Origin of the sequence: Tibeticola sp. (assembly GCF_022759015.1) — a bacterium.
In the GTDB taxonomy this organism is placed as follows: Bacteria; Pseudomonadota; Gammaproteobacteria; order Burkholderiales; family Burkholderiaceae_C; genus Tibeticola; species Tibeticola sediminis.
In genome coordinates, this window is sequence record NZ_JAEMQB010000124.1 from 1 (window position 1) to 10,450 (window position 10,450).

At 64.3% G+C, this 10,450-nt stretch carries 13 protein-coding genes; 11 read left to right on the forward strand and 2 right to left on the reverse strand.

Translation table 11 applies throughout. The features are described from left to right. Positions 1-18: 18 nt before the first annotated feature. The 9 genes from JHC36_RS07920 (at position 19) to JHC36_RS07960 (ending at position 6,855) form a co-directional block, all read left to right on the forward strand. Positions 19-618: a YqgE/AlgH family protein gene (locus JHC36_RS07920; protein WP_124222275.1), complete on the forward strand. Its 600-nt coding sequence runs from the start codon at positions 19-21 to the stop codon at positions 616-618. Next, on the forward strand, positions 615-1,037 hold the full coding sequence (gene ruvX, locus JHC36_RS07925) for a Holliday junction resolvase RuvX (protein ID WP_287917989.1): 423 nt from the start codon (positions 615-617) through the stop codon (positions 1,035-1,037). Before JHC36_RS07920 ends, ruvX begins: the two co-directional genes overlap by 4 nt. Beyond that, complete coding sequence (gene pyrR / locus JHC36_RS07930) at positions 1,034-1,546, forward strand: bifunctional pyr operon transcriptional regulator/uracil phosphoribosyltransferase PyrR (protein WP_124222271.1); 513 nt, start codon at positions 1,034-1,036, stop codon at positions 1,544-1,546. The genes ruvX and pyrR overlap by 4 nt, the downstream gene beginning before the upstream one ends. Beyond that, positions 1,547-2,509, forward strand: coding sequence for an aspartate carbamoyltransferase catalytic subunit (locus JHC36_RS07935; protein WP_287917993.1), 963 nt, complete (start codon positions 1,547-1,549; stop codon positions 2,507-2,509). 40 nt (positions 2,510-2,549) lie between these two features. Further along, entirely contained in the window at positions 2,550-3,860 is a 1,311-nt protein-coding gene (locus tag JHC36_RS07940; RefSeq protein ID WP_287917995.1) for a dihydroorotase, read from the forward strand. A 118-nt stretch (positions 3,861-3,978) separates the two neighbouring features. Beyond that, positions 3,979-4,353: an ArsR/SmtB family transcription factor gene (locus JHC36_RS07945; RefSeq protein ID WP_287917998.1), complete on the forward strand. Its 375-nt coding sequence runs from the start codon at positions 3,979-3,981 to the stop codon at positions 4,351-4,353. 174 nt (positions 4,354-4,527) lie between these two features. After that, positions 4,528-4,833 carry a c-type cytochrome gene (locus JHC36_RS07950; protein ID WP_124222676.1) on the forward strand — a complete coding sequence of 102 codons (306 nt, stop codon included), beginning with the start codon at positions 4,528-4,530 and terminating at the stop codon, positions 4,831-4,833. A 17-nt stretch (positions 4,834-4,850) separates the two neighbouring features. Beyond that, positions 4,851-6,131: an NAD(P)/FAD-dependent oxidoreductase gene (locus JHC36_RS07955; protein ID WP_124222263.1), complete on the forward strand. Its 1,281-nt coding sequence runs from the start codon at positions 4,851-4,853 to the stop codon at positions 6,129-6,131. A gap of 124 nt (positions 6,132-6,255) precedes the next feature. Then, positions 6,256-6,855: a c-type cytochrome gene (locus tag JHC36_RS07960; RefSeq protein WP_287918003.1), complete on the forward strand. Its 600-nt coding sequence runs from the start codon at positions 6,256-6,258 to the stop codon at positions 6,853-6,855. Between the two features lie 62 nt (positions 6,856-6,917). On the opposite strand, the gene JHC36_RS07965 is transcribed toward JHC36_RS07960, so the two are convergent. Together JHC36_RS07965 and JHC36_RS07970 are read right to left on the reverse strand one after the other, a co-directional pair. Next, positions 6,918-7,529 carry a c-type cytochrome gene (locus JHC36_RS07965; protein ID WP_287918006.1) on the reverse strand — a complete coding sequence of 204 codons (612 nt, stop codon included), beginning with the start codon at positions 7,527-7,529 and terminating at the stop codon, positions 6,918-6,920. Between the two features lie 74 nt (positions 7,530-7,603). Beyond that, the gene (locus JHC36_RS07970) at positions 7,604-8,701 is read right to left on the reverse strand and encodes a YeeE/YedE family protein (protein WP_287918009.1); all 1,098 of its coding nucleotides are present in this window, start codon (positions 8,699-8,701) and stop codon (positions 7,604-7,606) included. Between the two features lie 253 nt (positions 8,702-8,954). Between JHC36_RS07970 and JHC36_RS07975 the strand changes: the two genes are divergently transcribed. Together JHC36_RS07975 and JHC36_RS07980 are read left to right on the forward strand one after the other, a co-directional pair. Further along, positions 8,955-9,818 carry an MBL fold metallo-hydrolase gene (locus tag JHC36_RS07975; protein WP_287918013.1) on the forward strand — a complete coding sequence of 288 codons (864 nt, stop codon included), beginning with the start codon at positions 8,955-8,957 and terminating at the stop codon, positions 9,816-9,818. Then, complete coding sequence (locus JHC36_RS07980; protein WP_287918011.1) at positions 9,815-10,315, forward strand: thioredoxin fold domain-containing protein; 501 nt, start codon at positions 9,815-9,817, stop codon at positions 10,313-10,315. Before JHC36_RS07975 ends, JHC36_RS07980 begins: the two co-directional genes overlap by 4 nt. Positions 10,316-10,450 lie beyond the last annotated feature (135 nt).

A 10,450-nucleotide genomic window follows, 5' to 3' on the forward strand; every position in this document is an offset into this window, starting at 1 on the left:
CATCGGTAAAATTCTGGCATGCCTCGCGACTCCACCGGCACCGACCTCGCAGATCATTTCCTCATTGCCATGCCGGGTTTGGAAGACGGTGCTTTTGCGCGCAGCGTCATCTATCTGTGCGAGCACACCGAGGACGGAGCGCTCGGCTTGGTCGTGAACAAACCCGGTTCGATGGATCTCGGTGGCTTGTTCGACAAGGTCGACCTACCCTTGGCCCGCTCGGAGCTGAGCCGGCAAATCGTCCTCCAGGGTGGGCCGTTGCAGATGGATCGGGGTTTCGTGCTCCACGAGCCGTTATTGGATCTCGAAGCCGGGCCGCAAAACGCCCTGTTTTCTTCGACTCGACGGGTTTCCCGCGATGTCGCCCTGACGACCTCCCGCGATGTGCTGGAAGCCTTGGCCTGCGGCGGCGGACCTCGACGGCTGTGTGTAGCGCTCGGATGTGTGGGCTGGGAGGGCGGGCAGCTCGAGTCCGAGTTGCTCGAGAACCTGTGGCTGACCGTCGAGGCTGACCCATCCTTGCTGTTCGAGGTGCCGATCGAGCAACGGTACGAGCGGGCAATGGCACTACTGGGTATCGACGCAGGCCGGCTTTCGGGACAGGCGGGTCACGCATGACCCGAGAGGATGGATTCAGCCGCGCTGGCGTCGAGGGGCTGGCGACGTTTCTGGCCTTCGACTTCGGATTGAAGCGCACAGGCGTCGCGGTGGGCAACCGCCTTCTGGCGCAGGCTACACCTTTGCCGACCATACGTGCCGAGGGGGCGGCCCGCATGGAGGCTGCAGCCGCCCGGATTGCCGAGTGGCAGCCCGACGCCTTGGTCGTCGGTGTGCCTTTCCATCCGGACGGGGCGCCCCATGAAAACACCCAAAGGGCGCGGCGTTTTGCCCGGCAACTGCGCGCCCGCTTCGGCATGCCCGTGTTCGAAGTCGATGAGCGCTACAGCACGACCGAGGCGCAGGCGAGGGGTGCTTATGACCTCGATGCTGCGAGCGCCTGCGTCATACTCGAACAGTTTTTTTCGGAGTTGACATGAGCATCACCACGACGGGATCGTTGCCGCTCGACGCGGAGGCTTTGTATGTGGCCTTGCGCGACGGCGTGCGTCCCTGGGCTGACGAATCGGTGAAACTCGTCGGCATCACTTCGGGAGGGGCGTGGCTGGCCGAACGCTTGCACCGAGACTGGCAGAGGGCGGGCGAGCCGGGCGTCATCTCGTCCTCTTTGCATCGCGATGATTTTTCGCGGCGCGGCTTGAGCTACGGGGGGAAAACCCGTCTGCCTTTCGATGTCGAAGGCGCGGAGATTCTCTTACTCGACGACGTCATCCACACCGGCCGCACGCTGCGCGCGGTGCTCAATGAGCTGTTCGATTACGGACGTCCGGCGCGCGTGCGACTGGCCGTTCTGGTCGATCGCGGCGGGCGGGAGTTACCCATTCAGCCGGACTTTGCTGCGGCGAGCGTCGTGCTTGGCCCCTCGATGAAACTCGCGCTGGACCGCGGGGAGCAGGGGCAATTCCGGTTCCGCATCGAGGAGGCTTGAATGTTGCACCAGCGCCACCCTCAGCTCAATCGACACGGGGAGCTGATCCATTTGCTATCGACCGAGGGCCTGCCCCGGGACATCCTCACCAACATTTTGGACACGGCCAGCAATTTCGTCAGTGTCAACGACCGAGAGGTCAAGAAGGTGCCCTTGCTGCGGGGAAAAAGTGTTTTCAACCTCTTCTTTGAAAACTCGACGCGGACCCGAACCACCTTTGAGATTGCAGCCAAACGCCTGTCTGCGGACGTGATCAACCTCGATATCGCGCGCTCTTCTGCCTCCAAGGGCGAGTCGCTGCTCGACACGATTGCGAACCTCTCGGCCATGGCCGCCGACATCTTCGTGGTGCGCCACAGCGAGTCGGGCGCGCCATTCCTGATCGCCAAGCATGTGGCCCCGCATGTCCACGTCATCAATGCCGGCGACGGCCGACATGCACACCCCACGCAGGGGCTGCTCGACGCCTACACCATACGCCACTACAAAGGCGGCTTTTCCAACCTGACGGTGGCAATCGTTGGCGATGTCTTGCATTCGCGGGTCGCGCGCTCGGACATCCACGCGCTCACCACCCTCGGATGCGCCGAGGTTCGGGTGGTCGGGCCCAAGACTTTGGTGCCAGCTGACATGGCGGCGATGGGGGTTCGGGTCTGCCACACCCTTCAGGAGGGCCTGCGGGATGCGGACGTCGTCATCATGTTGCGGCTGCAGAACGAGCGCATGAGTGGTGCCTTGCTGCCTTCGAGCCAGGAGTTTTTCAAGAGCTTCGGCCTGACGCCCGAGCGCCTGCAGTGGGCCAAGGCCGACGCCATCGTGATGCACCCCGGCCCGATCAATCGCGGCGTCGAGATCGATTCTGCGGTGGCCGACAGCCGGCAGAGCGTGATCCTGCCGCAGGTGACGTTTGGCATTGCGGTCCGTATGGCCGTGATGAGCATCGTGGCTGGTAACGAGGCGTGATCGTGATGGTTGCATGGATGTTGAACGAGGGAGCGCTGCGATGAAGCTCATCATTCGAGGGGGGCGCATCATCGACCCGGCATCGGGGCGCGATGAGCCCGGCAGTGTGGCGGTCGCCTCGGGGCGGATCGTGGCGCTCGGCAATGAGCCCGCGGGCTTTGCAGCGGACCGTGTCATCGACGCGCAAGGCTGTCTGATTCTGCCGGGTTTGATCGACTTGGCCGCGCGCTTGCGAGAGCCAGGGCACGAACATGTTGGCCTGCTGGAGTCCGAGATGGCCGCTGCGGTCGCAGGCGGGGTGACGGCGCTGGTCTGCCCACCGGACACCGACCCCGTGCTCGATGAACCGGGGCTGGTCGAGATGCTGCGGTACCGCGCCGAGCGGCTGCATCAGGCCCGGGTGTTTCCGCTCGGTGCCTTGACGAAGGGCTTGGCAGGCGAGGCGCTCACCGAGATGGTCCACCTCGCCGAGGCGGGTTGTGTGGGCTTTGGTCAGGCGGACCAGGCCATGGCCAACACCCAGGTTCTGCTGCGTGCGCTGCAATATGCCAGCACGTTCGGCTACACGGTCTGGCTGCGTCCCCAAGATGCCTACCTGGGCAGCGGGGTGGCCGCTAGCGGGTCGCTGGCGACGCGCATGGGTCTGCCCGGGGTTCCGGTCGCCGCGGAAACCATCGCCTTGCATACGATTTTTGAACTCGTCCGCGCGACGGGCGCACGGGTGCATCTGTGTCGACTCAGCAGTGCTGCAGGCGTCGAACTCGTGCGGGCGGCGCGGGCGCAGGGCCTGGCGGTGACGGCCGATGTGAGCGTGCATTCGCTGCATCTCACCGACCTCGACATCGGCTATTTCGACAGCCATGCGCGCCTGTCCCCGCCGCTGCGCCAGGCCCGCGATCGCGCGGCCTTGCGTGCCGCGCTTGCCGACGGCACGCTCACGGCGCTGGTTTCCGATCACAACCCGGTCGGTTCGGACGCGAAGGCCTTGCCGTTCGGTCAGGCCGAGCCTGGGGCGACCGCGATCGAGTTGTTGGCCTCGCTGGCGCACAAATGGGCGCTCGACGAGGGCATACCGACGACGCGGGCCTGGGCCACGCTCACGAGCCACCCGGCGGACATATTGGCTTCATCCATGGGGTCTTTGCAAGCCAGTCTGGGCCGCTTGGTCGAAGGGGGGGTGGCGGATGTCTGTGTCTTCGACCCGCAGGCGGCCTGGGTCGTCACGGCCGAAGGCTTGCGCAGCCACGGCAAGCACACCCCGTTTCAGGGCTACGAACTTCCCGGGCGCGTGCGGGCGACGCTGGTCGGCGGCCATGTGGCGTTTGAGCGCGCCGTCGACAGGACGGCTTGAAGTTGGGCGGGGGAGGCTGAAGGGGCGCCGGTTGCGCCGCGGCCAATCTCGTGCACATTTCGGGTTTTGTATGAAAATGCACCGCCGTACGGTTCGGAGACTCGACCGACTGAGAGCCATGTCCAAATCCACGAAAACGCCGGATACCATCCCGTCCTACAGCGAGTCCGATCAGGTGTTCGAGCTTGCTGCGGAAGTTTTTCGGGTCATGTCGGCCCCGATGCGGCTCAAGATCATCAGCAGCTTGTGCAACGGTGAGAAGAACGTGGGCGAGTTGCTTCGAGAAATCGATGCGACGCAGCCGAATATGTCGCAGCATCTCAACACGCTCTACCAGGCCGGCGTCCTTGGCAAGCGGCGCGAGGGGGTGCAGATTTATTACCGGATCATCGATGACCGGGTGGCCAGCCTGTGTCGCGCGGTTTGCACTCAAATCGCCATCGAAAGTCAGATCGACGACGGACCCGGCGGCGAAAAATCGACGTCAGCCTGACCTTGCGCTGACGTGGCGCAGGCGGGTTTTCCCGGGCTGTCACGGTAGTGACGAAAATTTATTATTGATTCGCAAAGCGCTGATATAGATCAGGGCATTGTGCGCCCGATCAGGGGTAGGCCGAACGCTGTTGGGCGTTTGGGCGAACGAAAACGATCAACCGAAGGAGCGACGATGAAGACATGGATTGCTGGAGCCTTGGCGCTGGCTGCAGGTTTGGGCGTGGCCCAGGCACAGCCGGCCGACGCGGTGCAACTGCGGAGCTGGGCTGCCGCGTGTGCCAACTGCCACGGCACCCACGGTGTTGCGGAGAAGGGCATGGAGTCCCTCGCCGGGCAGAAGCAGGACGAGTTGCTGAAAAAATTGCTCGACTTCAAGACCGGGCGCAAGCCTGCGACGCTGATGCATCAGATTGCCAAAGGCTATTCCGATGAGCAGCTCCAGCAACTGGCTGGCTATTTCGCGGCACTGAAGAAATAAGAACGAGGAGATCGAGCATGAAACGTCGTCAATTTGTACAAGGGGTCGCGGCCGGTTCCGTGTTGGCCAGCGCCACGCTGTTTGGCGGATGCGCGAGCGTCGGCGGCAACAAGCCCAAGGTCGTGGTCATCGGTGGCGGCTACGGGGGGGCGACCGCGGCGAAGTATGTCCGGATGTGGTCCGAGGGCGGGGTGGACGTCACGCTCGTCGAGCCCAACCCCACATTCATCTCTTGCCCGATTTCCAACCTGGTGCTGGCCGGGTTGAAGTCGATGGATGACATCACCATCACCTATGACAACCTCGTGAAGAAGCACGGCGTGACGCTGGTGCGCGACCGCGTCGAGGCCATCGACGTGGACAAGCGGCAGGTGCGCTTGGCCGGCGGCAACACACTGCCCTACGACCGCTTGATCGTCTCCCCCGGCGTGGACTTCATGTGGGAAACCCTGCCGGGCATGGCCAAGCCCGGCGCGCAGGAGCAGGTGCTGCATTCCTGGAAAGCCGGTCCGCAGACGGTGGCGCTGCGCAAGCAGCTCGAAGCCATGCCCGACGGCGGCGTCTACGCGCTCGCCATTCCGCTCGCGCCCTACCGCTGCCCGCCGGGCCCGTATGAGCGCGCCTGCATGGTGGCCAATTATTTCAAGCGCGCCAAGCCCAAGAGCAAGGTGGTGATCTTCGACGCCAACGATGACATCCAGTCCAAGAAGGGCTTGTTCCTCAAGGCCTGGAAAGAGCACTACGACGGCATGATCGAATACCGGCCCAAGCACCGCGTCACCGACGTCGATGCCGCGACGCGCACGCTCAAGTTCGAGTTCAACGACGATTTCAAGGCCAGCGTTGCGAACGTGGTGCCGAGCATGCGTGCGGGCGACATCGCGGTGAAGACGGGTCTGGCGACGGCCAACAAGCGTTGGTGTGAGGTGGACTTCCTGACCTTCGAATCGAAAGCCGCGAAGAACGTGCATGTGATTGGCGACTCGATCCAGATCGCGCCCGGCATGCCCAAGTCCGGGCATATGGCCAATCAGCACGGCAAGACCTGTGCCGCCGCCGTCGTGGCGCTGCTCAGCGGCAAGCCGGTGCCTAGTCTGCCGATTTACAACAACACCTGCTACAGCTTCGTGACCGACGAAGATGCCGTGCATGTCGCCAGCGTGCACCGCTACGACGCTGAGAAGAAGACCATGCTCACCGTGCCTGATTCCGGTGGCATCTCCAAGGCCGCGAGCGAGTTGGAAGGTCGTTACGCGCTCGGCTGGGCGCGTAACATCTGGGCGGACACGCTGGGATGATCCCGCTCGGGCCTGCGGCGAGCGTCATCGCTGGCCGCGCCCGATCAGGACGAGCGCCCTGCGCCGCTTGCTGACCGAGCGGCGCTTTTCTTTCAGATTTATTTCACTGAGTGAGCATATAAACATGCGACGGTTCAACCGCTTCTTCGCCGCAGCGATGGCCATGTTGGCGCTGTCCGCCCACGCCCAGAGTGACGAAGCCCGCGCCAAGAAGATCGTCAATGGCGTGTGTTTCGTCTGCCACGGTGCCGAGGGTGAGTCTTCGAGCGAAGTGTTTCCGCGCTTGGCCGGCCAACACGCCGAGTACATCGCCAAACAGCTCGAAGCCTTCAAGTCCGGCAAACGCAAGAGCACGGCGATGGGCGAGATGGTGGCCAAGCTCAGCTCCGAAGACATGGTGGCCTTGGGCAAGTATTTCGAGAAGCAGAAAGTCCAGCCCGAGCCGCCGAAAGACCCGGAATTGGCTGCGGTGGGCAAATACCTGTATCTGCATGGCAATAAATTCAGTGGCGTTCCGGCCTGCGCCAGCTGCCATGGCCCGGCCGGGCTAGGCTCCGCATCGCTGCCGCGCCTGGCGGGCCAGTATGCCGGTTACGTCGAAAGCCAGCTCAAGCAGTTCCACACCCGCGAGCGCACCAACGACAACGCGGTCATGCACACCATCGTGGAGAAGATGACGCCGCTGGAGATGGCCGCCGTGGCGGAATACGTCAGCGGCCTATAACGCAGATTCGCGCGCCGCTGGCTGGCTCTACAGCTGGACGTTCGGCTAGGCTAGGCGCGCGCTCAGTGCCGCCCCAAACCGCCAATGTATTCGGCCACCGCGCGCATTTCGAGTTCGGACAGACCGCCGGTCACATAAGCCATGGGGCCTGCGTCGTTTTGCCGCTCTCGCGCGTGGAAGCGTTGGAGCTGGTTCATCACGTACCGCGGATTCTGTCCGGCGAGCCGGGGCAGATGGGCGTTGCCCAGCCCGGCTTCCTTGTGGCAAGACGTGCACGCCGGAACCCGCGTGTACGGGTTGCCCCGTTCCCAGATGTAGCGCCCGACGTTGGCCAGCAAGGGGTCGGTGCCGGGGTGCGCCTGCGGCTTGAGCCGTTCATAGTGCTGAGCCAACGCCTCGATCTGTTCCCCGCTCAGCTCTCGGGCGATCACGTTCATCGCCACGTGCGTGCGGGCGCCGCTGGCAAAGTCCTGCAACTGTTTGCTGAGGTAGCGGGCGTTTTGGCCGGCCAACTGAGGGAATTGCTCATTGCTGCTTTCGCCTCGGGCGCCATGACAGACGGCGCAACGTTGCGTCGCCAGTGTGGCGGCGTCGGTTTCGCCTAGGGCGGGCGCGGCGGCAAAGAGCGCCAAGACAGCGGCTGCGACCCACGGGGAAAAGCGGTCAATCTGCATGATGAAGCCTCAATGAGTGGATGCGCGCAAAGCGCTCATGGGTCAGAAACGAGCGTGCCCGAACGAGTCTGAGTTCAGGGGGCGACGGCGGGCGTGGCACGGTGTTGCCAGAACTGCACTTGGGCGAGCTTTTGGTCGAGCAGCCAGTCCATGAGTCCGCCGCCCAGCCACATGCCGACGAGCGCGACCCAGGCCGTGAGGGCGAAGATCGCGCCCCCGGTGACGCCTGCGCCGACCGCGCAGCCGCCGGCGAGCATGGAGCCAAAGCCCATCAAGACCGCCCCGATGATGTAGCGGTGCATGCTGTAGCCGTCTTTGAAGCCCTCGACCTTGAAGTCGCGCCCGATCAGCGCGCCGATGAGGGAGCCGAGGAAAACCCCGGGCATCAAGCCAAAGTCGAAGCCGATCGGCGGAGCCGGCCGAACCAGCACGCGCATCAGCCACTCGGCCGAGGGGCCACTGAAGGTCAGGCCCTGGATGCGCACGCTCTCAAAAGAGTTCTGGGCCACGGCATAGGAGAACCACCAAGCGGCTGCGACGCATAGGCCCACACCGATGCCGCCGACCCACTTCCAGGTTCCACCAACGCTGCGCAGACCGAAAAACAGGGCTGCAGCCGCCCACACACAACCAAACAACCAGCCACCGAAATGTCCAACCCCGGTCAGGGCCAGCAGGTCACGAGACGAACCGCCTTCGACGATCCACCAGCTGCTGATGCTTTCGCGCAGCGGCGAGAGCGCCCCCCCGAGGGCCGCCTGCGCGGTGACCGCAAAAATCAAGCCGGAGAGCAGCGCGCGCAGGTTCCCGTTGGCCGACAGCACCAGCAGACGGCTGGCGCAGCCGCGCGTCATGATCATGCCCATGCCAAAGAGGAGGCCGCCGATCAAGGCGCCCGAGAGGCTGCCACGCGAGGCGAGCTGACGCGCGCTGCCGACGTCGAGCGCGCCGAGCAAGATGAGCGACTGCACGCCTACGACGGCGGCCGAAAACGTCAGCAGCCAAACCGCGAGCTTTTCGCCGAAATGACCGTGCCAGAACTCGATGACCGCCGAACGCAAGCAGAAGCGCGAGCGTTGTGCGAGAAATCCGAAGAGGGCGCCGATCACGATGCCCCCGACGGCGAGCACCGTTCCTTCACCCCAAGTTTCGATCCAGTTTGCGAGCGCCATGGTGTGTTTCGATGATTCCGGAAATAATGATGGAAATGCTAGCCCCGGGGACGGGAGCGATGTTGACCCCGGTCAAGCTTTGTGCGGTGCAGCGACCCCAAGCCGCAACACCTTTTGGAGTGAATTCGTGAACGATGGATTTTTCTGTTGCGCCCAGGCGTTGAGGCGCGTCTCGATCCGGCTCGGTCTGTTTTTGAGTTTTGCGTTCACCGTGCTGCTGCCGGCGCTCGCGCAGGCCGCCGATCTCGTGCCGATGAAGCCGGTGCAGGTGACGCCTTCGGCTTGGTATGTCGAGGGGGTGTCGGCGCTGGGGTCGAGTGCGAACCAGAATTTCATTTCCAACGCCGGTTTCGTCGTGACGCCCGAGGGCGTGGTGGTGATCGACGCGCTGGGCTCGCCGGCGCTGGCCGAGCGTTTGATGGCGGAGATCGCCAAGATCACGCCCCAGCCGGTGAAGTGGGTGATCGTGACGCACTATCACGCGGACCATATTTATGGTTTGCAGGCCTTCCAGAAGGCGGGCGCGCGCATCCTGGCGCATCGCGCTGCGCGCGAATACCTCAATTCGGAGACGGCGCGGCTGCGGCTGGAGGCTTCACGGCAAGACTTGGCGCCGTGGATCGACGAGAACACCCGCTTGGTGCCACCCGACGAGTGGGTCGACGACGAGCGGCGTCTGCGACTCGGCGGCGTGGACTTCGTCATCAAACACCTCGGCCCCGCGCATACGCCCGAGGACCTCGCGGTGTACGTGCCGTCCGAGCGGCTGCTGTTTGCGGGCGATTTGGTGTTTCGCAGCCGCATTCCCTTCGTGGGACAGGCCGACAGCGGTCACTGGATCCAGGCGCTTGATGTTTTGCTCGGATTCGATGCGACGGTCGTCGTGCCGGGCCACGGTCCGCTGTCTGCCGAACCGCGCAAGGACATGCAGCTCACGCGCGACTATCTGGCTTATCTGCGCAAGACGATGGGTGAGGCGGCGCGCAATCTCGAACCATTCGAGTCCGCTTATGAGGCGACCGATTGGTCGGCCTTCGAGGCGCTGCCGCTGTTCAAGGTGGCCAACCGCATGAATGCCTACAACACCTATTTGCTCATGGAGCGCGAATCCAAATGAGCATGCGTTCGAGCCTGTTGGGCCGGACCTTGCGCCGGCGGGAATGGTGGCTGGCCGCGGCTGCGGGGCTGGGCGCCCTGCGGATCGCGCAGGCCGAGCATCTTCTGCTGCAGCCCGCCAGCGACCTGCGGGCCTCGCTCGTGCAGGCGCTGCGACGCGGCGAGCCGCTGGTGGTGATGGTCAGTCTCGAAGGTTGCCCCTTCTGTGTGGTGGCGCGGGACCACTACCTCGGCCCGATGTATGCCGAAGGGCGGATCGAGCTCGTCCAGGTCGACAAACGCAGCCGCCGCCCGGTGCTCGACTTCGACGGCAAGCCCACCACGCACGACGATCTGGCCAACCGGTGGGCGGTTCGTGTCGCGCCGACGGTGCTGTTTTTCGGCCGCGGCGGGGTCGAGGTGGCCGAGCGGCTCGTCGGCGGTTATTTGCCCGACTTTTACGCTGCCTACCTCGATGAGCGGCTGCGCCAGGCGCGTGCCGCCGTGCGGGGGCGCTGAGAGGCTGAGAGGGAATTGGTCATGCCCGCTTTGACGCCCCAAAACACGCCAGAGGGCGTTGCAAATGCGCGCCGTAGCCCGAGCTACGGCTGTGCTTTGCGCCTACTCGGGCGCGTTTTGGGGCGCCCCTTCGGG